Origin of the sequence: Roseiconus nitratireducens, from assembly GCF_008629675.1 — a bacterium.
GTDB classification, from domain to species: domain Bacteria; phylum Planctomycetota; class Planctomycetia; order Pirellulales; family Pirellulaceae; genus Stieleria; species Stieleria nitratireducens.
In genome coordinates, this window is record NZ_VWOX01000015.1 from 145,191 (window position 1) to 167,421 (window position 22,231).

Genomic DNA, 22,231 nt, shown 5'->3' on the forward strand with positions numbered 1-22,231 from the left:
GCGAGCGTCGCTACGCCAAGTCCCAGGCGGAGCCCGACACGATCCCTGGCGGAACCCGACACGCCTCTGGTTCCAAGGCTCCCGCCTTGGAACCCACGGCCCCCCAGGCTCCGCCTGCCAACCTTCCGCATCCCTGCCCGCGGGCCACGAATCTGGCTCGACGCTGACCGACGGTGTTTGCTATACGCCCAGGCGGTGCCGAGGGTGTAGCCCCGGTTTCGCGGGTTGAAAGACCTCCAATCACGCATTTTCTCGTGTTCCCCCATGGCCGGACGGCGGTGGCCCTGGTCCGCGAGTGCAATTTGACGCAGAACGGAATCATCAGATGGGCGTTATCTTTGGTCTCCCGATCGTTTCGATCTTGATCTTCATTGCGGCCGGTCTGCTGCTGGGCCATTTGATCTGGTACCAGGACACCGGGGCCCTCAAGCAGCAACTTCAAGAGCACGAAGAGCGTCTGGCCGTCGCCGACCACGATGCCGCAGCGAATCGCGAGGAACAGCTGACCCTGACCAAATCGCTGCAGGAGAGTCACGAGGACCTGAAACGTGCCCGCGAATCGCTTGCGGAACTTCGCCGCGAGAACTCAAAACTGGAACAAGCGGCATTTGAAGCACCCTCCCACGACGATGACGACGCCAACGAGCAACTGCAGCAACTGACCGAGCAACTTCAAGCAGCCCAGCGGGAGCAGAATCAACTCGTCGAAAAGCTGGACGCCGCCACGTCCGAGAAACAAACCGCTCAGGATCAGGCTGCCGAGCATCAGCGGTCGGCTCAGTCCGCGGAAGAACAGCTGCGCCTCCAGGGCGAGCAAATGGAAACACTGAGCGCACAACTCCTCGCTCGCCAGGACGACATCCAAGCGTTGCAGGAACGGATCGAGTTCATGGGGTCGCACACGCAGACCGATGTCCAGGAACGTGAAGCGCTGATCAGCCAGTACAAAGCGGAGCTTGAACAGACGCAGGAAACCGCCGACGCCTTGCGCCAGGAAGTCGCCTCACTGAACGAGAAGATCGGTCAAAGCGAAACCGTCATTCATCGCCGCGGCGAGGTGATCGATCAACTCAATTCGCAACTGGACGCCATGCGCGAGGCGGCCGAACAATCTTCGCGCGACGCAGCCGAACAATCGACCGACCACAACGAAACCCTGGATTGGCAGCGTCATGAAATCGAGACGCTCCGGCAGCAGCGCGATCGGGCGACCGAAAAATACACCGCCACCGTCGGTAACATCGAAACGATGCAGCAACAACTGGTGGCCGCTCTGGACCAGGCCGAACGGACGGCGGACCAGAACGAGCGGTTGGCGGACCTGGTGGAGGACAAACAGGCGCAAATCGAACGCCTGGAGCAGCAATCGCAAACGTTGTCGGTTGCCGAATCAGAACTCGCCGAACTGCAGGAACAGCTCGAAAGCCGATCCGCCGAAGTCACCGATCGCGATCGCCTGATCGCGACCCTGCGCGACGACCTGAAGCAACACCTTGCGGCCGCCGAGACCTTGGCCGAATCACTGGAACAGGAAACAGCCGCGAAGGTTTCTCTGGAACAGAACGTCAGCGAAAAAACCACGCAGATTGCCGAGCTGGCAAAACGCTGCGAACGGATCGCCCCGCTGGAACTGGAATCCCAATCGCTCGCTGAAAAGCTGGAATCCCATCTGGAAACCATCGAGCAACTGACACGCCAGTTGACGGAGCGAGAACAAACCGTGGAAGACTTGGAGGCAAGTCAGCGGGACTTTGAAACCCTGCATGCCAACCACCAGGAACTGCTGCAACGCAAGGAAACGCTGGAGGCACGCATTGTCACCTTGGAAAAGGATGCAGCCGGACTGCGGGAAAGCCTTGACGATCAAGATCGCGAAATCGAATCGCTGCGAGAAATCGAACGGCAATACGCGATGCTGCAACAGGATCTGGTCGATCGTGACCGGACGATTCAGGACAGCGAGAACGAGACCCGACGCCTGCTTGCCCAATTGACCGATCAGCAATCCCTTGTTGAGCAACTGGAGCAGCAGCTTCAGGTGATGGATGAACTGGAGCAACAGCTTGCCAGCGAACAGGATCGCCTGCTGCGATCCCAACAACACGGTGAACAGCTTGCCGAAGAATTGGACCGGCGCTGCCAGGAAGCCGACGCCTTGCGAACGCGGATCGATTCGGTCGTGGAACTTGAAAAGCGGCTGCACCAAAGCGAACGAGACGTCGTGCAGCTAAAACAGCAAAGCGGCTTGCAAACCAGGGCCTTTGCCGAGCAGCGTGACGAGGTGGTTCGACTTCGCGAACAACTCGCCGGCCTGGAGGTCACCGAAAAACAGCTGCAGACCGCTCAGCAGCGTTTGACCGCCGCAACCGAGTTGGCCGAATCTTTGGGTGCCGAGAACGTCCAGATGAAACAGCAGTTGGAGAATCTGGGGACCGAGATCCAGAGCCAGGCCGTGGCGATCGAAGAGCTGCAGCGCCAACTGGCCGCCAAATCGACGCAGTGTGAAACTTTGGTTTCGCAGTACCAGCAAACAGCCGACGACCTAAAGTCACAATCGGCCGTGGTCAGCCAGTTGGAAAAGGAGCTGGCCAAAGCGCACCAGCTTCAAGCCGACAACGACCTGCTGAGCGCGAAGAACACCGACCTGATGACGCATCTCAAACGTGTCAGCGACGAACACGAGCAAAGCCTGATCGCAAACGAACAGGCCCACGCCACGATTCGCAATCTGCAGGAAGAACTTCATCAGCAAACCGCCACCATCCGATCGCTGCGACGCGAGCGTGCGGCGGTTGACGGCTTGGATGACGGCGATCGACAGCAGGCGGCTTAGCAGCCGGGCCGGTTTTCTAGAGATGGCTTTCAATCCGTGAAGGCCGCGTCGCTCAACGCCGCTTTTCGCGGAGCAGGCCACCCGATCCCGTGCTTGGCGAGCTTTCCGTTTCAACGCCGCGGGGTCCTGCTGGACACGGGACAAATCGTGTGCGACGCGTTAGGATTTCGGAAGTGCCGGGTCCGCCTGGGACACGACTCCGATCCTCTCTCGCCCGATGTTTCCGCCGTGCGTTGTTCCGTTCTTTTGATCTCGCTGGTTTTGACGGCCTGCCTGCCGGATCGCTGGATTCGCATCCAAGCTCAGGAACCGCCGACTGAGTTTTCGGTCATGTCTTGGAACCTGGAGTGGTTTTTTGACGAGTACCAAGGCGATAACCACAGCGCTTTGGCGAAAGAGAAATCCTCCCCGTCGCGAGACGATTGGAACGGGCGTCGCGACGCGGTCGCATCGGCGATCGCCTCCCGGTCGCCAACGGTGGTCGCGGTGCAAGAAGTTGAAAGCCGACGGGTGCTGTGGTACCTGACCCGGGCGATTGCGCGACACCATCGGCAGGCGTATCGAGAATTTGCGATGGAAAGCGAAGACCATTACACCGAACAGGACGTCGGATTTTTGGTGCGCGACCCCGCGGATCTACTCTCGATTTCCCATCAAAAGCAGACGCGGGCGATGCGACGCAGTCAAACATTCTTTGACCTCAGCAAACATCTGTTCGGCGTTTTTTCGGTCCCGGCCGGCGACCGTCAGGAAAGGGTCACGATCTTGAACGTTCACATGCGTTCCCGTCCGGAAGCGGCCTCGATTCGTCAACGCCAGGCCCGCCTGGCGCATCATTGGATTGCCGACGCGATCGCCGCAGGCGGCAACGTCATCGTGCTGGGCGATTTCAACACCGAAGAAACGGGCGACGAGCCACGGCCAGGGACCGACCTGGGTATCCTGTGCGGCATGGAAACCGATGCCATCGATGACGACCTGGTTGATTTGACCCGGCAACTGCCCGCGGCGGAGCGTAGCACGCACCTGCTGGGCAAGCACTTTGACAGGATTCTGGTCAGCCAGTCGCTGCTGGACGACGATCCTGCGGCACCGGATCTGGTTTTCGAATCGGTCTCTGTTTTGCCGGCGCTGGCGATCCGGGCTGAACGGGACGATCCCCTGCGGCACTGGGAACACTTCTGGGAGATCCCCGACGAGGAACGAGACCTGAGCGATCACTACCCTGTCCTGGCGAGTTTTAGGATCCGATGACCACACCGCCGCCGCACGATGCCTCATCCCAAGCGGGGGATTCGCTCCCGCGACAAGACTCAGTCGCAGAAAACGCCAGCGGCCCCGAGGGCGACGATGCTTCCGGACGGCTGCGGGATCGGCCGGGGGAGGATCGGCCGATGATGCGTCTGGACGACGTTCTCAAACGTTGCGGGCTGGTGGGGACCGGCGGCCAAGCCAAGATCTGGATCCAGGATGGTCAGGTGCGGGTCAACGGAGAAGTGGAGACTCGGCGTCGAAAACAACTTTTCCTCGGCGACATCGTGGAAACCATGGGCCAACGGGTCGTTTTGGACGAATCGTTTTTCGAATGTTAGCCGAAAAGTCCGGCGATCCGCTGAATTCAGTGTTGACGCTCGCCGATCGACCGCTCGATACTTAATGCCGCGAGTGCACCGGCGGAGGCGGTTTTTTGCCCCCTATTCCCCGCGGGACGCTCGACTACGCTATGTTTAATGGCAACGCCCGCACGTTGCGGATCGTTGTTTCCCCGAACAAGAGCCGGACCATTGGGGTCCGGACGTTTCCCGTTCGGGCCCTTTCAATCATGTCCGGAATGCCAACCGGCAGGAGAAGTACTCTTTAGTGGCATTGGCACGAAGAAACCAACAAGACAATCGCGACACCGTCCGCATCAATTCCAGCATCCGAATCAGCCCCATCCGTGTGGTAAGCGAAACGGGCGAACAGTTAGGAGTGATCCCCACCGAAGACGCGCTGGAACGTGCTCGGGATGTCGGTTTGGACCTTGTTGAGGTCGCCCCAAACGAGCGGCCACCGGTTTGCCGGATCATGGATTACGGCAAATATAAGTATGACAAGAACAAGAAAACCAACCGAAATCAGAGCCATACCAAGACCAAAGAAATTCGGTTGCGTCCCAAAACCGGCGACGAAGACATTCGCACGAAGATTCGCCGCGCCGAGAAGTTTTTGAAGCACAAGGACAAGGTCCAAGTCAGCGTGCTGTTCCGAGGACGCGAAATGGCTCACATCGAAGAAGGCCGCAAGGTGATGGAACAGGTCATCGAGTTGCTCAGCGAATTCGGCAAGGTCGAAACCGCTCCGCAGCAGCACGGCCGCCGGATGATCTGCATGATCGCTCCGAAGTAGCGATGTCGGTTTCCCTCGAATCGGTCTGCGGTTGGCTGGCCGAAATCGCCCCACTCGGACTCGCCGAATCCTGGGACAACGTCGGATTGTTGCTCGGAGACCCGAATCGGTCGGTCGAACGCGTGATGACGTGCCTGACGGTGACCGATTCGGTCGTCGACGAAGCCGTCCAGGAACGTGTCGACCTGATCGTCTCGCATCACCCGATCCCGTTCCGCCCCCTGTCGCAAATTACTAGCGACACGCTCACGGGCCGATGGCTGTGGAGCCTGTGCGGTTCGCAAACCGCCGTTTACAGCGCCCACACCGCGTTCGATTCGGCGTCCGAAGGCATCAACCAGACGTGGGCGGAGTCGTTGGAGCTGCGAAACGTCCAGTCGATCTTGCCCCCCGAGGGCGCCGCCACGCTTGGTAGCGGCCGCTACGGTGACCTGCCAGCACCCCAGCCCGTGGGGGAAATTGTTCGACGCTGCGCCCGGCAAGCTGCCTCGCCCGGCCCCGTCCGGATGGTCGGCACCCCCGATTCGGCGGTCACACGCGTCGGTTTCGCTTGTGGCAGCGGTGGTTCCTTTGTCAGCGCCGCCCACCGCGCCGGTTGTCAGTTGCTGATCACCGGTGAAGCAACGTTTCACCAGTGCCTGGAAGCGGAAGCATTGGGCATGGGGCTGGGTTTGCTGGGTCACTACCAGAGCGAACGCTTCGCAATGGAAATCCTGGCAGAAAAAATGGCGGCCAACTGGCCGCAACTGTCAATTTGGCCAAGCCGTCGGGAATCGGATCCGATTGTTCAACTGTGAGCCTGTGCGACGGGGCGCAACCCCTAGAATGGGCGTTTAACGCAGCGTGGACGGCCCGCACCGGGGACCTCCGCGGGTTCTCACTGGGGGCATCGCCCACGAAACGCCGCGCGGTTGCTGGTCCCCTATCGTTTTATCAGCGGATCCGGCACCTGGTCGCGATCCGGCGCAAAGATTGCAGAACTTTCCAGCATTGCCAAGGCAGGCGTTTGCCCTGCCGATGGCGCCGGATTTGAACCCCGTACCGGCGCCAAAATGCCTGCGATCCCGCGTTGAAATGTAAGGGGCTGCCCGTTGAACGGGTATTCCAAGGCGGAAGGCATCGTTAACGGTTGTGGCGGAGACGCCTCCGATGGCCGACGCCGCTGATTGCGAGAGCCGTTGCACGGCTGAGATTTGATCCCCAGGAAACGAGATGACGAGACGAACTGGAACCGAAACGTGGCTGGCTGCATTGCCGGTCTACAACGAAGTCGACTTCGTGGACGGAATTCTGGATCAGGTGGTCCAGTACGCCGATCACGTCCTGGTTGTCGATGACGGCTCGACCGACGGAACTTCCGAGCGGCTAGCGAAACGAAGCGACGTTTCGGTGATCCGTCACGAACAAAACCGTGGCTACGGTGCCGCGTTGAAAACGGCGTTCGAATACACGTTGGACCAAGGCTACGACGGCGTGGTCACGTTGGACTGTGACGGCCAGCACCAGCCCAAGCGGATCCCCGCGTTCATCGATTCGGCCCAATCGGCTGACATCGTTTCCGGCAGCCGCTACCTACACCACTTCGATGGTGACGATGCTCCGCCCGAAGAGCGAATGTTTATCAATCGCCGGATCACGGCGGATTTGAACCGCCGGTTGGGGCTGAAGCTGACAGACTCCTTCTGCGGGTTCAAGGCTTATCGCAGCGAGGCGCTGCGTCAATTCGAGATCACCGACACCGGCTACGCCATGCCGCTGCAGTTGTGGGTGCAGGCGGCCGAGGCCGGGCTGCGAATCGTCGAGATGGCCGTTCCATTGATCTACCTGGATCTGGAACGTTCGTTCGGTGGCGCGCTCGATCACGCCGAGACGCGTTTGGCTCATTACAATGCCGTCATCGACACCGAGATCGCTCGGCTTTGCGCTTCCGGCCGACACGTCACCCACGCTTCCAGCGGCGATCTGGTCTGCTCGCACCCCACGGACTGAGAGACGTTTGAAGTTGAACATTGGGTCAACCGATTCGCTTGCTGAGCCGCTGCCACAGTTCCGGGAATTCCGCGCGCCGCGCGGACACGGGGAGCGATTGATTCAGCCTGAGCTCAGCCGGGCCGGCCAATCCATTTCTGAAAATCGGGAGCGGGCGGAAGCGTATCCGCCCGAGTTGAGTTCTCTGCGGGCCGATGCTCGCGCGCAATTGCTTCGGGACGCCGGCCGATACACGTCCGCGTACCGGAACGTCGGCCCCGTTCCCACCGCCGATGCTCGCATCGTGATGGCGGGTCACCAGCCGGAACTCTTCCATCCAGGCGTCTGGTTCAAGAATTTTGCCTTGGATCACGTCGCGTCAGCCACCGCAAGCGTGGCGATCAATTTGGTGGTGGACAGTGATGTTTCGGGTGTCAATTCGATCCGTGTCCCATCCCTTTCGGCGCACGACGGTTCAATCGGCTACACCACGGTCCGCTATGATCGCGGCACCGCCGGGGTTCCCTACGAGCAATCGCTCGTCCAAGATCGCCAACTTTTTGACACCTTCGATCAACGCGTGGCGGAAGCGCTTGCCGGAATCGTTTCACGACCTTCCGTTGTTCCGTTATGGCGGCACGCCCGCGAAGCGATTCAGCGTTGCGGTTTCGCCGGCTGCGCTCTTGCACAGGCCCGCCATGGTCTGGAAGCAGAATTGGGGCTGAACACTCTGGAGATTCCTCAAAGTGTTGTTTGTCGCAGCGACGCCTTCGCGTCGTTTGCGATGCACATCCTGCGGGATCTTCCCAGGTACCACCGGTGTTACAACGGATCGGCGGATCGCTACCGTTTGGCCCACGGGATTCGAAGCAATGCCCACCCGGTACCGAACCTTCGCACCGAAGGCGACTGGTGGGAGGCCCCGTTCTGGCTGTACGGAAACCAATCACCGCGTCGCCGAAGCGTCTGGGTTCGGCTGTCGCGCGGCGGAAAAACGATGGAAATCAGCGACCGTGACAAACGACTTCGCACCATCGAAAACGCCGACGATCCCTCAGCGGACGCCGCATTCGCCTCACTGAGCAGCCCCGAGTTCAAGCTCCGCAGCCGGGCACTCGTGACCACCATGTACGCCCGCCTGGTGCTGAGCGACTTGTTTCTGCACGGCATCGGTGGCGGCAAGTACGATCAACTGGGCGACCTGATCAGCGCGGCGTTTTGGAACCTGCAGCCCCCGGAGATGATGGTCATCTCCGCCACCGCGCTGCTGCCGCAAGCTGAAAGCCACTCCCCGAGGGACATCGAACAAGCCCTGGCCGCTCTGAAGCGACGACGACGCGATCTGGTCTACCAGCCGGAACGCTTTGCCGACTCGGGAGAGCTCCCCGACCAGTTGATTGAAGAAAAACGATCTCTGTTGGCATCTATCCCGGCCCGGGGTCACCGCTCGCAGTGGCATCATCAACTGACGGAATTGAACCGGCAAATGTCCTCGCGTCTGCGACACATCGAGGCCGAATTGGATCAACAGTTCCAACAGTTGGAGCGCCGCAGCCGCGCGGCGTCCATTTGGAACAGCCGCGAACATCCGTTTTGCATCTACCCGCTTGCGGGGTTGCAGGACACCTTTCGATCCATGCTTCACGTCGGCTGAAGTCCCGTCCCAAACGACGGGAACTCACGTTGCGACGAAAGCTTCCTGCCGTCGGAATCAGCCGACGGACATCGCCAGTCCCACCTGCCGCGAAGCGGCGACAGCAACCCGTCAGCGAGAAGAGCGACTTATCCCCTCCCTGCGCCCGACCCTCCCTGGAACGGAAGGTGAACTCAAGTGGCAAAACCCGCTGTCAATTGATCCGGACGCCGCAGCTTTTCAGCGTCTCGACCCACTTTTGCTTTTGATCGTCGGGAATCGGGTTTCCGCCCAGATACAAACGCAGGTAGGGTGCGAAACGATTCTCACCATTGCTGTCCTGTTGAACCGCGTTGACCAGCGGCGTCAGATCTTTGATCTGGTTGTTCTCCAACAACAACGTTTTGATGTCCGGAAGTTGGCTAATCGGGCTGACGTCACTGATGGCGTTGTTCCTCAGGTCCAGCGAAGTCAACCACTTCAGATTTGCGACCGGGTCGACCGCTTTCAATTCGTTGCCCGAGGCGTCGAGCGACCAGATCTTTGACAACTCGGCGATCGGCTGCAACGTTTCAATGTTGTTTTCCGCCACGTACAGGGTGCGCAGGTTGGACATCTTTTCCAACGGTTTCAGATCCGAAACTTCGTTGCGTGAGACATCCAGCAATTGCATGGCGGTCAGCTCACTCAGCGGCGTCAAATCCTTGATCCTGTTGCCCGACAACGTGACCGACTGCAAACGCTTCAGATCGGCAATCGGTTTCAGATCTGCAATCTGGTTGTCTTGCAGATCGATCAGCATCAGAGCGTGACAATGCTCCAACCCGGACAGATCCTTGATCTGCTTTCCGACTCCGACCACTCGAGAGATCTTTGCCACATCATCGGCGGTGATCGGTTCATCGTTGTAGCGTTTGGCAAACACTTCCTGGCGCACCGCTTCTTCAAGCGCTTTGTCGGGAAAGACCGATTTCGCTGCGACCGGCTCTTCTTTCGGCTTTTCGTCGGCCGGCTTCTTCTTCATCTCCTTCGGCTTGGCCGGCTTCTTTTTGTCGTCCTCAGCTTTTGGCTTGTCCTTCGCCGGATCAGCCGCCTTGTCCTCCGGTTTGGCTTCGTCGTTCTTTTTTTCCTGGGACTTTGAATCGGCATCTTTGGCGGCTTTTTCGTCCGCCGCCGGTTTGCCCTCGGCCTTGCCACTCTCGTCGGACGGTTGCTCGGCAGGGGACGGTTCGGCTGCTTGCGGCGAACCAGCGGCAGGCTTTTCGTCGGCCCAGACAACTGCGGACGGAAGTCCCGTCAACATGGCTGACAGGAGGATGAAGCGAACGTGGGAGAACCGTCGAAATCGTTGCATCGAAAGCATCTAAGGTGGGTGGGGAAGGCGGGTGGGAAATGGATTCGGTGGCTGGAACGCCTGCTCAGTTGGAAAGCCTTCGCAAGGCGGCGACGTCTCGGCTACGCCCCCCGCACGGCGGTCCTTTCGGGAACGAATCTGCCGCGGCTGCCGCGGCGATCTCCAGTTTAATTCATCAACCGCCTCGGCGTCGAATCGCAGGCCCGTCGGGGGAATGGATCGAAACCGGCACGCCGGGGCCGCCAACTGCCAACTGAGAGATCCGCAGGCGGAGCCTGCTTTTCAGCGGGTTCCAAGGCGGAGCTTTGGAACCAGAACGACACGCTCCTCGTTCCCGGGCTCCCGCCCGGGTACGCAATGGCACGCTGGTTCCGCCAGCTCTCGGCATCTCAACCGGCAGGCGGAGCCTGCCCTTCAGCGGGTTCCAAGGCGGAGCCTTGGAACCAGAAAGACGCACACCTCGTTCCCGGGCTCCCGCCCGGGAACGCACTGGCAAGCTGGCTCCGCCAGCTCTCGGACACCCGTCAGGCCGAACGTTGCGCCTCAGAATGATTCCAACGGAGCCCTACACACCAGGACCAAGCCATGCATCGCCAAAGCATGGAAAAACCGGTTAAGCTGACGATCGAATCGACATCTTTCGGGAAGGACGCACACATTTTGAACCGCTCCCAAAAACGACTGCTCGGCCAGAGCTTTTGGATCCTCGCGTTGGCCGTCGCATGCTTCTGGGGCTTCCGTTTGTCCGGGGCCTCCGGCGAAACCGTGACGTGGAAACAGACGGCATCGTCCGTTGGAAGCTTTCTGTGGGGCGACCAGACCACCATTCGGCGCAAGGACCCGGCTCAGCTTCTCCGGCCGGGTGACCCGGTGTTTCAAGCAGACGCTTCGGGCCAATTCCGTCAGGTCGGTACCGTCCTGGAAGTTGCTGGCGGCGATCCGCGTGAATTGATGCTTCAGTGGTACGGCGGGGAGGCTCCGGCCAACTACCAGCTGACCCAGCATCACAGCACGGGAAGCTTGAGCGAGGTGGTGGCGACGTTGATGCCACCGGAGAAACGCGAGCGAATTCGCCAACGCTTGGCGGACGTGATGACGCGGCACGGGGAGGAACTTTCCCGCGTGTTCGTTCCGTTGGTCGAGGAGAGTTTGAAACGGTCGTTGCCGGTGATCGAACAGGAATTCCGTCGATCGGTTGCCAAGCATCGCGATGAAATCGATGTCGCCATGGAACGCTGGAATCGCGAGGTGGTCGACCAGCGCCTGATCCCGTTGGCGCGTCGTGAGATCCTGCCCATCGTCCGCCAACACGGACAGGAACCCGTGGAAACGATCGGTCGAGAGATCTGGGATCGGGCTTCCCTGTTCCGGTTTGGCTGGCGGGCAATCTATGACCAGACTCCGTTGCCGCGGCGAGACTTGCTCCAGGAGGAATGGCAGCGGTTCGTCCAGGACGAAGCACTTCCGGTTCTGAACGAACACATGGATGAAGTCGTCGTGGCGATCCAGCGCAGCATGCGCGACGTCGCGGCGAACCAGGCTGTCCGGGATGAGTTGGGAGCGGTCGCCCAAGAGATCGCCAATGATCCCGCCAGCCGCGAATTGATCAAAGCAATCCTGAAAGACACGTTCGTGCAAAACCAACGCTTGCAACAGGTCTGGGCCGAAGTCTGGTCCAGTGAACGCGCCAGGCAGGCTCTGGCGGTGGCCAGTGAACGATTGGAACCGGTGATCCGCGAAATCGGTGATGAGATCTTCGGCAGCGAGCAAACCGGAATCGATCCCGACTTTGCTCGCGTCCTGCGAAGCCAAATCCTGAAGAAAGATCGACGTTGGATCATTGCCGACGCCAACGCCGCAGCCGACGACTGGATCCATCTTGCCACCGGTCCGATGGCCTACCCGCTGGTTTACCTCGCCGATCAGGACTAGACGGTGCGTGAGCGTGATTCCGATTCGACGGCTGCGACCGACAAGTCGCTGGTCCTTTCCGATTTGACGATCCGGGCCGGTGATCGATGCCTACTCGACGGCGTCGATGCGACATTTCCCGGATCAAAGATTACGGTCATTGTCGGCGGCAGCGGCGCGGGGAAGAGCGTGTTGCTGCGGATCCTGGCCGGGTTGCTTCCGCCGCAGGGTGACGCGGTGCACTGGACCGGCACCGTCGCAGAAACCGGCGCCGCGACCGATCGCCCAAGCGTCGGCATCGTCTTTCAACAATTCGCGTTGTTCGACGAATTGTCAGCTGCCGGCAACGTTCAATTCGCGATCGACCATCGGCGGCGGCCAGCGGATCGATCCGAAGTTCGGCCCGATGAAGATGCCGACCCACGGGCCGCGGCAGAACCACCGGAAGAATGGAATGCCCGACAATGGCTGGAACACTTGGGAGTTCCGCAGAACACGCCCATCACGGCGCTCAGCGGTGGCCAGAAACAGCGACTGGCTATCGCCCGCACCCTGGCGTCTTCACCCGATGTGCTTCTTTACGACGAACCCACCAGCGGCTTGGACTCCGCGACCGGTCGCATGGTGGCCGACCTGATCCGCAGAACGCAGTCGGTCCATCACCGCACCAGCATCGTCGTCACGCACGACTACGAAACGCTGCTGCCGATCGCTGACAAAGTTTACTTGCTGGATCCCTCCCAGCAGAAACTGGTCGAAATCCCGGAGGACCAGTGGCAGGCGTTACCCGACCGCATGGTACCTGTCGCGGCGTTACGTCACGACGATTCGGCACCGCCCCCAACAACACTGCGTCAACGCGCCGGTGCACTGGTTCAGCATTTCTTTGAGGGCACCGGCGGAGCGATCTCGGCCGCGTTGCAACTTCCGCGTGATTTGCTTCCGGTGGTACCGCGGGTCCGCTGGGCGGCGCGCTTCACGTTGCACTATCTCCGGTTGGTCGCCGGCCCGTCGGCGTGGATCTATCTGATCCTGGCCGGGCTGATCATCGGATTCACATCGACGTACTTCACGTTCCGATTCTTACCGTTCCGCTTGTACACTCAACCGTTGTTGATCGACGAGCTGTTGGCTTCGATCGGATTCGCGTTGTACCGGATCCTGGTCCCAATCTTGGCGACGATTTTGATCGCGGCCCGCTGCGGTGCGGCCGTCGCCGCCGACGTGGGTGTCAAGCAATATGGCGGCCAGATCGACGCGATGCGGACGTTGGATGTCACGCCGCGTGCCTACCTGATGTTGCCGATCGCGATCGCCTTTCTGGTCGGAACGCCGATTCTGGAATGGGTCGCGTTTGAGGCCGCGCGGTTCATCAGCATGCTTGCTTTCTCCGGTTCTTATCCTCAAATCGGCCCCTACTTCTGGGATCAGCACTTTGAACGCAATCTGATCGATGGTTCGGCCTGGTGGTTCAAAGGATGGGCCTGGGTCCTGTTAAAGAACCTCACGTGCGGCCTGGGAACCGCCGCGATTGCCTATCACCAGGGGCTGCGACCGAAGCACTCGGCCAGCGACGTCAGCGCCGCGATCACTTCCACCGTGTTGTGGACGACGCTGTTCGTGTTGGTTGTCCATTTCGCCGTGGCGTTGATGGAGTTCTGATCGCACCGCCGGTTGTGCTTCAGGTGACAAGTTTCTCGACGACGTGACCATGGACGTCGGTCAATCGGAAGGGGCGTCCGGCAAACGTGAAAGTGAGCCGCTCGTGATCGATGCCCAACAGGTACAAAATCGTCGCCTGGATGTCATGCACGTGCACGGGATCTTCAACGGGATGAAATCCAAGGTCGTCGGTCTTTCCCAGCGTCTGTCCGGCGCGAATCCCGCCACCGGCCATCCACATCGTGAATGCCTGCGGATGGTGATCGCGTCCGAGAGATCGGCCCAGTGCGGCGCTCGCTTCCACCATCGGAGTGCGTCCGAATTCGCCTCCCCACACCACCAAGGTGTCTTCCAGCATCCCGCGACGTTTTAAGTCTTGAACCAGCGCGGCGCAACCCTGATCGGTTTGTTTGCACTGGGTCCTCAGACCGCCTTCGACATTGCTGTGATGATCCCAGCCGGCGTGGTACAGCTGAATGAACCGCACACCGCGTTCGGCCAGACGGCGCGCCAAAAGACAGTTCTTGGCGAACGATCCGGCGTCCTCCCGCGACGTCCCGTACAAGGCCAGCGTCTCGTCGGACTCGGATGAAAAATCCATCAACTCGGGAGCCCGCGACTGCATTCGGTAGGCCATCTCGTAGGAATCGATGCGGGCCCGGATGCCGTCGACATCCAAATCGTTCAACCGGTGACGATTCAAATCAGCGACCAGGTCCAACGTTTCCCGCTGGGTCTGGCGGCTGATCCCCTGAGGCGTCGCGACGTGCAAGATCGGATCGCCGGCCGAACGAAACGGAACGCCCTGGTGCTGTCCCGGCAAGAATCCGTTGCTCCACATCGCCGCGCCACCGGACAGGTTCCCACCGCTTTTGAGCACCACGAACCCGGGCAAGTCATCGGCGTCGCTGCCGATTCCGTAGCTGAGCCATGAGCCCATGGCGGGACGTCCGGGAATGGGGCTGCCGGTATTGACGAAGATCTGCGCCGGGGCATGATTGAACTGGTCGGTGTGCACGCTGCGGATGATCGCCAGGTCATCCACCACCTTCGACAGGTGCGGCAGTGTTTCGGCCAGTTCCGCACCGCACTGTCCGTAACGCTGGAACGAAAAACGTGGTGATAGCACCGCCGCGTCGGGCTGGATGAAGGCGTAGCGTTGGCCGGCGATAACTGACGGCGGGATCGGCTTGCCTTCCAATCGCGTCAGTTCGGGTTTGTGATCGAACAGATCCAACTGGCTGGGTGCTCCCGCCATGAACAGGTAGATGACCCGCTTGATCTTGGCAGGAAAGTGCAATCCGGGTGCGTCCCCGGCACTCGCCGACGGACCGGAATCGCCCGAGGCCATTGCGAAATCCGACGCCAACATTGATGCCAGGGAAATCTTCCCCAGCCCGACGCCGCAGGACTGAAACAATTGGCGACGCGTCACCTGCTTGGCGGCGGAGACCTGGTGGCAGGTCTCCGCAGGATCCTTGCTGCTGCGACTTCGAAAACTCATCACGGTTATCTCAAATGGGGATCGCGGATCACGGGGCCGTGATCGCTTCATCGGTATTCATCAGCGCGCGGGCGACCAACATCCACGCCTCGGGATGATCGGATTGGCTGTGGTAGAAAGCCATGATCGATTCCAACTCCGCAGGGTCGGGAGTGCGGACCAGCAGCTTCCGGAACAGGAACGTCGCGATCTCTCGATCGCCCGCTTCAGGGTTCTGGCTGCGAACTTGCCGCACGGCATCGTCGGCCACTCCTTCGGCCATCTCCAAATACATGGCATCATTCAGCAGGGTCAGGGCCTGCAACGGAGTCGTGCTGCGGTCGCGGCGGGCAATGCAAAGCTCGCCCGAGGGAGCATCAAAGGTCGTGAATGCCGCAAACGGTGCCGTCCGCTTGCTGAACGTGTACAACGAGCGACGAAACCGATCGGCCCCTGCGGACGTCGGCCAGCCCGGCTTGCCGTACGCCATTTGCATCACGGATTCAGGTTGGGGCGGGTAAACACTCGGTCCTCCGATCGGGCGCGATAACAGTCCCGCTGCCGACAAGAACGCGTCACGAATCTGCTCCGCGTCCAGCCGCCGATACGGAAAGACCGACAACAGACGGTTGTCCGGATCCTCGCTCGGCGGCGCTCCCGTGGCTTGGCGGTAAGTTGCCGATAGAACGATTTGACGATGCAGTCGTTTCATCGACCACCGGCCGCCCGAGGGAGAGGAATCTCGCAGCCAGCGATCCAGCCAATCGATCAATTCGGGATGCGTTGGTGGTTCACTCTGCGTCCCGAAGTCGCCGGAGGTGCGCACGATGCCGGCACCGAAAAATTCTCGCCAAGCACGATTCGCGGTGACCCTGCCCACCAACGGATTGTTCCGGCTGACCAACCACCGCGCCAGCTCCAGCCGATTGGTCGGTTGATCGACGTCGGATCGGCCCGATTCCGCGGCCTCAGATGCTGCGGGTTCAGATGCTGCGCTACCGAAGACGCTGGGGATGCCACCTTCCACGACTTCTTTCGGTTGCAAGTATTCGCCGCGGTGGTGTCGTCGGGTGACTCGTTGATTGGACGCCGGTCGCTCGCGCATCACCAGCGTGCGCACCGGATCGGGGATCTGTTTCCGCAGCTGTTCGATCGGCTTGCGATCGCCGGCAAGCATCTCGGAGGTTCGCGCGAAGGCAATCGCCAGACCGCGGCGGGTCGAATCGGGCAGGGCTTCGTCATCCTGATGTCGCACCAACTGTTGCTGAAGATCACTGGAGAGAGCATTGGCGGTGGGCGCGTCGTCCGTCGTGACATCGATGCGGAAGTGGCCCAGTCCCGCGACGTAGTGCCGCTCGAACAGCATTTCGATCGTCCAGGGCTGATCCAACCGCCGTGGTTGTTTCAACGGAATCACCAACCGCTGGGTCTTGTCCTGATTCTGGGGGATGGACCAACCGGTCGAACCGTCACCGTCCAAAACGTTTCCGGGAAAAGTCGTCCCGTTCTTTTTTCCGCCGCCCGCAACGGTCGTGGAACCGATTCCCAAATCAATCGGAGCCTCACCGGCCGCCAGTTTCAACTCGCTCAGAAAGAAGTCCCCACGGCGTCCTTCGTAGAACGCCAACCCCGGTCCGGTATCCGGCAACGACCGATGCGGCATCGCCTCGATGCGAATTGCGGTCACCGGATCGGAACCATCAAGTGGCGGCATCGTCAGCGTGTAGACATCCCGCTTGGTCGCGTCGCCCGACGCCAACACCGAGCCGTCCGGCTGCAGCGTCAACAGCGGCTTGGTCGATTCCAGCCGATCGGGAGGGACGGTGCGCCAACGGGAAACCTGCTGCCGCTGCCGCCGGCAGTACTCACCGAAAGCGTCTTTGATGTCCGCCGAACCTTGCGGCGAAAAGAGCGTCCGGTCGACCAGATCCTGTTCCGCCTGACGGACTTGTTCCAGCAACGACTGGCGACGTTCCAGCACGTCGGGCGGATCCGCATTCAGCTCCGGTTCATCGGCATTGTCCATCAACGCCATCAGCGCGTAATAGTCGCTGTGCGTGATCGGGTCGTACTTGTGCGTGTGGCATTGCGCGCAGCCGGTCGTCAGCCCCATCCAAACGGTTCCGGTCGTCGCGACGCGATCGACCAGCGCGTAAAAGCGGTATTCCAACGGATCGATCCCGCCTTCCTCGTTCAACATGGTGTTGCGGTGAAATCCGGTCGCAATCTTTTGCTCACGCGTGGCGTTCGCGAGCATGTCACCGGCCAGCTGTTCGATCGAAAACTGGTCGTACGGGAGGTCGCGATTCAACGCGTCGATCACCCAATCGCGATAGGGCCAAATGGTTCGGGGACGATCCTTCTCGTAACCGTTGGTATCGCTGTAGCGGGCCAAGTCCAACCACGACCGCGCGAACCTTTCTCCGTAGGCGGGCGACGCAAGCAGACGATCGACCAATCGTTCGTAGGCGTCGGGATGGGAATCGTCCAGGAACCTCTGAACTTCCTCCGGCGTCGGGGTCAGCCCCAACAGATCCAGGTAGACGCGACGGATCAGCGTCTCCGGATCGGCCTCCGGGGCCGGCGCCAAACCGGCCTGCTCCATCCGCTTGAGCACAAACCGGTCGATCGGCCCCCGGCACCATCCGGCCTGCCGCGTGCTCGGCAGCGCCGGCTTCTGTGCGGGAACGAACGCCCAGTGACGTGTGTACTGGCCGCCCGATTGGATCCATTGCCGAAGCGTTTCAATCTGCGAGGGCGAAAGGGCGTTGTCCGCGTCGGCCGGTGGCATCCGCAGATCTTCATCCTCGCTAGTCACCCGCACCATCAGCTCGCTGTGTTCCGGATCTCCCGGCGTGACCGCCGCATAGCCGCCCAGGTCGGCGTGCGCGTCCTCTTGCTGGTCCAATCGCAAACCGGCCTGGCGAGCGTCCTCGTCAGGACCGTGACACGTGAAGCAGTGCTTGGCCAGAATCGGACGCACGTGACGTCCATAGTCGACGTCGGATTCCCCCGCCCGGACCGAGCTGGGATCGGCCAGAAACAACTGTCCGACCAAACAAGCAAGTCCGATTCGGCAAACAAACATGCCGCGCCGAAAGACGGCAGGAAGCCGGCGCCGTGGAAACGGACCAAGATCGCGGAACGACATGACAGGCGGGGGGAAAGGCGAAGGAGGCGGGACCGAAGGGGACGGCAACCGGGAGACGTTTGCGGACCAGGCCTTGTCGCAAACCCGGCAACCGGGCGGATCCGGACGACTTCGGCATCGTTCAAAACCGGACCCAAACGTTTCTCAGTCAGTGATCCAATATATCTGCGTTGCGAACCCCAGCCAAATGATCCGGCACCATGGCGACTCAGCTGACCCCACCGGTGTCTTCCTCGGTCACCCCCGAATCAGTTTCCAACACCACCGGTTCGCTCGTGTCCGGGACCTCCGGCACGCCGCCCTCGACCGCCGATCGAGCCGTGACCGCACCGCCGTAGATCTCGTAGCCGACCAACGCAATCATGCCGCCCAGCAAGGGCAGCCAGTAGTAAAGCACACGAAAGATCAAAACGGACGCCAGCACCGCGTCGCCGACGCTGCCCTTCAGGAGGGTCAACAGAATCACCTCCAGCACACCCAACCCCCCGGGAACTTGAGTCATCATCGCCACGCCGATGGCGACCAGATAGGCGGCCAACACCTGAGCGAACGGGGCCGCGGAATCGGCGGGCAGGACCAGGTACAACGCGGTCGCCGATATCAACAGATCCACCGCCGCGATCGACGCCTGGACAAACATCAGCCCCGGCGCCGGAGGCCTCAAGTGAAGCTCCCCGATCGGCCAGGGCTTGCGCCACAACAGGCAGATCAGCGAATAAGTCACGGCCAAGGACATCAACACGAACCCCATCGTCCGCGTCCCGAAAGGCAACGCCACGTCGGCCGGCAGCTGGATCGGGACCCAAATCAGCACCATTCCGCCCAAGAACCACCAGCCGCTCCAAAACGTCAGCCCCACGATCGAGATCAGGGCTACGATCTGTCCCGCGGTCAGCCCCCACATCGAATAAAAGCGGAAACGAATCGGAGCCGCAGCCAGCAACGTGCCCAAATTGTTGCCCAGCGAAAAACCTGAGAAGGACACCAGGGCGATCCGCCGCAGGGGCAGCGAGCGTGCGACATACCGTAGCGCCAGTATGTCGTAGGCGATCAGCAGCCCGTAATTGAGCGCGATCAAAAAGGCGGCGATGAACAACTGGCTCAAGGGCACGCCTGTCAGGCCACTGACAAATTCTTCCCACGTGATTTGCTTGGCTTCGTGATAGAGCAAACGCACCGCCAGCAGGAACAGGGCGATTGCCAGGGCCGGACCGGCGTACTTGCGGATGCGTGATTTGGCCAAGGAAAAAACGATTTCCGGTCGGTAGGAAGGCGGGGAAGGCGGCGAACGGTGTCCGCCGAAGCGTCCGGTCGCTCGTCGGGAATTGTCCTGCGACACACCCCGCTGACAAGCCCCAAGCGGGCGGCCATTCTCCTGCCTGCTCCCTCAGCGGCGATCCCCGACGGTGCCAACGGGCACCCGACCGCTGGGCCGAATCGCCGAGCGACTTCTCCCGGGACCGCCTCGGAACCCGGCTTTTCCTGGCCGGTCGACTTCCTGTCGGGCTTCCACTCCGGCATCCTGGCAGACGATCGCGAATTCCTGCCTGCCGGCCGAACTTCCTCCCGTGCCCCCTCTTCCAACGCCGGGCCGGAACGATTGAAATCACCACCGACAAGGCTCCAAGACCTTCCTTTTCAAACGAAACAGGCCCATGAAGACGGTTCGACACGAGTTGGTGGTTCTGGGCGGCGGCCCGGCAGGTTATGTCGCGGCAATCCGCGCCGCACAGTTGGGATTCGACACCGCGTGCATCGACGAAAACCCTCGTTTCGGTGGAACCTGCGTCCGCGTGGGCTGCATCCCCAGCAAGGCCCTGCTGGAATCCAGCCACCTGTTTGAGGAAGCCAATCACCGGCTGGGCCAACACGGCGTGCAGGTCGATGGCGTCCAATTGGACCTGGAAACGATGATGGCCCGCAAAGACAAGGTGGTCGAAACGCTGACCGGCGGCATCGACATGTTGTTCAAGAAACAAAAAGTCACCGCGTATTGCGGTCGTGGAAAGCTCCGGGACGTCAATTCGGTCGTGGTCGAAGGCGACGAACCGGTGATCATCGAAGCCGATCGGATCCTGCTGTGCACCGGGAGCGTCGCGGCCTCGCTGCGCGGGGTCGAGGAAGACGGTGACCGGATCGGAAACAGCACCGCCGCGCTGTCCTACACGGAGGTCCCCAAGAAGCTGGTCGTGATTGGCGGCGGTTACATCGGCATGGAACTTGGCAGCGTCTGGAATCGCCTGGGCAGCGAAGTCGTCGTGCTCGAAGCCATGAATCGCATCTTTCCGGGCATCGATTCGGAACTGGCCAACCTTGCCCACCGCGTGCTCAAACGTCAGGGCCTGGAAATTCACACCGAGACGTTTGTCAAATCCGCCCGGGTGGACGGGAAACGCTGCGTTGTGGAAATCCAAGATGGAGATCCGATCGAGTGCGATCGGGTCTTGCTGGCAACCGGTCGCCGCCCCCGCACCGACGACGTCGGATTGGAATCGATTGGACTGGAGACCGACAACCGCGGCTTCATCCCGGTCAACGAGAACTACGAAACGTCGGTGGAGAACGTGTTCGCCACGGGGGACTGCATCGGCGGAGCCATGCTGGCCCACAAAGCGATGGAAGAAGGCGTGGTCTGTGTCGAACGGATGGCCGGGATGCACACCCACGTCAACTACGATGTGATCCCGGCGATCGTCTACACGCACCCGGAGATTGCCAGCGTCGGAAAGATGGAAGACGAACTGAAGGAAGCCGGCATCGAGTACAACAAGGGCGTGTGCCCCTACGGCGCCAACGGTCGCGCCCGAACGCTTGCCGAACCGGAAGGCCGCGTGAAAATCTTGGCCGACGCAAAAACCGACCGCGTGCTGGGCGTGCACATCATCGGCGCCCGCGCGGGTGACATGATTGCCGAAGCCGCCGCAGCGATGGAATTCGGGGCCAGCAGCGAGGACATCGCCAGGACCTGCCACGCTCACCCGACCCTGTCGGAGGCCGTGCATGAGGCGGCCTTGGCCGTCGACAAGCGTGCCATTCACACCGCCTGAACGCTGACGCTTGGCTGGAAACGAGGGGGGGAGCGCCCTGACCGGCGTGGATTTCGGCCTAGGAATTCGTGCGGGATGCAAACCTGCACGAGCTCCCGTACGACAGGCCCCTCCTGTCCAAAGGAACGACGCCGCCGCGCGACGAGACGTGATTGGTCGATCGGCGCGGCAATTGCATCAGGTCCCGAAGACGATGTTTCCCAGACCACATGCTCGGAAACGACCCGTTCTGGGAAACATGGTGCGCATTCCCCGGTCCTCCCTCATTTCCAGAGCAAAACATGAACCTGTCCGACGAACTGGCACGCCTGGAAGAATTGCGACGTTCGGGATCGCTCAGCGAGATCGAGTTTGAGCAGGCGAAGCGTCGCGTCATTGACGAACATCAGTCCCCCGGGGCAACGCCGTTTGGCGGCACGTCGGTTCCCGGGCAGGTTTACGGATTGAAGGAAGAGACCTGGTGCGCGCTAATGCACCTGTCCCAACTGCTGGTCTACTCCGGGCTGGGAATCATTGTGCCCATCGCGATGTGGCTGGTCAGCAAGGATCAATCCGATGCCTCCCGTCGCCACGGCGCGAGGATGATGAACTGGCTGCTCAGCAGTTTGATTTACGCCGCGGCCGGAGCCCTGCTGAGTATGGTCCTGATCGGAATCCCGTTGCTGATTCTGGTCGCGATCCTGGACTTCATCTTTCCGATCGTGGCCGCCGTCAAAGCCAATGACGGCAAGCTGTGGTCCTACCCCTTGGCGATCCGGTTCTTCCAGGAAGACTAACGCGAGCGGAAAAGGGGACGGGGGT

The 22,231-nt window shown here is 60.9% G+C and carries 15 protein-coding genes and 1 pseudogene; 12 read left to right on the top strand and 4 right to left on the bottom strand.

Annotation, left to right across the window (positions count from 1 at the left end; translation table 11 throughout):
* The first annotated feature begins 325 nt into the window (after positions 1-325).
* The 7 genes from FYK55_RS22545 to FYK55_RS22575 all read left to right on the top strand — a co-directional run bounded on the left by FYK55_RS22545 (position 326) and on the right by FYK55_RS22575 (position 8,843).
* Positions 326-2,833 carry a hypothetical protein gene (locus tag FYK55_RS22545; protein WP_150078873.1) on the top strand — a complete coding sequence of 836 codons (2,508 nt, stop codon included), beginning with the start codon at positions 326-328 and terminating at the stop codon, positions 2,831-2,833.
* A gap of 93 nt (positions 2,834-2,926) precedes the next feature.
* Positions 2,927-4,087, top strand: coding sequence for an endonuclease/exonuclease/phosphatase family protein (locus FYK55_RS22550; protein WP_235908907.1), 1,161 nt, complete (start codon positions 2,927-2,929; stop codon positions 4,085-4,087).
* Entirely contained in the window at positions 4,084-4,425 is a 342-nt protein-coding gene (locus FYK55_RS30160; protein WP_390621757.1) for an RNA-binding S4 domain-containing protein, read from the top strand. Before FYK55_RS22550 ends, FYK55_RS30160 begins: the two co-directional genes overlap by 4 nt.
* 268 nt (positions 4,426-4,693) lie before the next feature.
* Positions 4,694-5,221, top strand: coding sequence for a translation initiation factor IF-3 (gene infC, locus FYK55_RS22560; RefSeq protein ID WP_150078874.1), 528 nt, complete (start codon positions 4,694-4,696; stop codon positions 5,219-5,221).
* Between the two features lie 2 nt (positions 5,222-5,223).
* Positions 5,224-6,018, top strand: a complete 795-nt coding sequence (locus FYK55_RS22565; RefSeq protein WP_150078875.1) for a Nif3-like dinuclear metal center hexameric protein — start codon at positions 5,224-5,226, stop codon at positions 6,016-6,018.
* Between the two features lie 415 nt (positions 6,019-6,433).
* Complete coding sequence (locus tag FYK55_RS22570; RefSeq protein WP_150078876.1) at positions 6,434-7,210, top strand: glycosyltransferase family 2 protein; 777 nt, start codon at positions 6,434-6,436, stop codon at positions 7,208-7,210.
* 7 nt (positions 7,211-7,217) lie between these two features.
* Positions 7,218-8,843 carry a hypothetical protein gene (locus tag FYK55_RS22575; RefSeq protein WP_150078877.1) on the top strand — a complete coding sequence of 542 codons (1,626 nt, stop codon included), beginning with the start codon at positions 7,218-7,220 and terminating at the stop codon, positions 8,841-8,843.
* A 193-nt stretch (positions 8,844-9,036) separates the two neighbouring features.
* Here the strand turns inward: FYK55_RS22575 and FYK55_RS22580 are convergent, their stop codons facing one another.
* Entirely contained in the window at positions 9,037-10,176 is a 1,140-nt protein-coding gene (locus FYK55_RS22580; RefSeq protein ID WP_235908908.1) for a leucine-rich repeat domain-containing protein, read from the bottom strand.
* Between the two features lie 600 nt (positions 10,177-10,776).
* Between FYK55_RS22580 and FYK55_RS22585 the strand changes: the two genes are divergently transcribed.
* The 3 genes and pseudogenes from FYK55_RS22585 to FYK55_RS30215 all read left to right on the top strand — a co-directional run bounded on the left by FYK55_RS22585 (position 10,777) and on the right by FYK55_RS30215 (position 13,749).
* Positions 10,777-12,108: a hypothetical protein gene (locus FYK55_RS22585; protein ID WP_235908909.1), complete on the top strand. Its 1,332-nt coding sequence runs from the start codon at positions 10,777-10,779 to the stop codon at positions 12,106-12,108.
* A 3-nt stretch (positions 12,109-12,111) separates the two neighbouring features.
* Positions 12,112-12,709: pseudogene (locus FYK55_RS30210) on the top strand (ATP-binding cassette domain-containing protein); the annotation flags it as partial.
* The gene (locus tag FYK55_RS30215; RefSeq protein ID WP_449314229.1) at positions 12,709-13,749 is read left to right on the top strand and encodes an ABC transporter permease; all 1,041 of its coding nucleotides are present in this window, start codon (positions 12,709-12,711) and stop codon (positions 13,747-13,749) included. The pseudogene FYK55_RS30210 and the gene FYK55_RS30215, both read left to right, overlap by 1 nt.
* 19 nt (positions 13,750-13,768) lie before the next feature.
* On the opposite strand, the gene FYK55_RS22595 is transcribed toward FYK55_RS30215, so the two are convergent.
* From FYK55_RS22595 to FYK55_RS22605, 3 genes are all read right to left on the bottom strand, one after another.
* The gene (locus FYK55_RS22595; protein WP_150078880.1) at positions 13,769-15,253 is read right to left on the bottom strand and encodes a DUF1501 domain-containing protein; all 1,485 of its coding nucleotides are present in this window, start codon (positions 15,251-15,253) and stop codon (positions 13,769-13,771) included.
* Between the two features lie 28 nt (positions 15,254-15,281).
* Positions 15,282-18,320 carry a DUF1549 domain-containing protein gene (locus FYK55_RS22600; protein ID WP_161604688.1) on the bottom strand — a complete coding sequence of 1,013 codons (3,039 nt, stop codon included), beginning with the start codon at positions 18,318-18,320 and terminating at the stop codon, positions 15,282-15,284.
* A 271-nt stretch (positions 18,321-18,591) separates the two neighbouring features.
* The gene (locus tag FYK55_RS22605; protein ID WP_235908910.1) at positions 18,592-19,626 is read right to left on the bottom strand and encodes a UPF0104 family protein; all 1,035 of its coding nucleotides are present in this window, start codon (positions 19,624-19,626) and stop codon (positions 18,592-18,594) included.
* Between the two features lie 412 nt (positions 19,627-20,038).
* On the opposite strand from FYK55_RS22605, the gene lpdA reads away from it, so the two are divergent.
* Positions 20,039-21,430, top strand: coding sequence for a dihydrolipoyl dehydrogenase (gene lpdA, locus FYK55_RS22610; protein ID WP_150078882.1), 1,392 nt, complete (start codon positions 20,039-20,041; stop codon positions 21,428-21,430).
* Positions 21,431-21,711: 281 nt separating this feature from the next.
* On the top strand, positions 21,712-22,206 hold the full coding sequence (locus tag FYK55_RS22615; protein WP_161604689.1) for a DUF4870 domain-containing protein: 495 nt from the start codon (positions 21,712-21,714) through the stop codon (positions 22,204-22,206).
* Positions 22,207-22,231 lie beyond the last annotated feature (25 nt).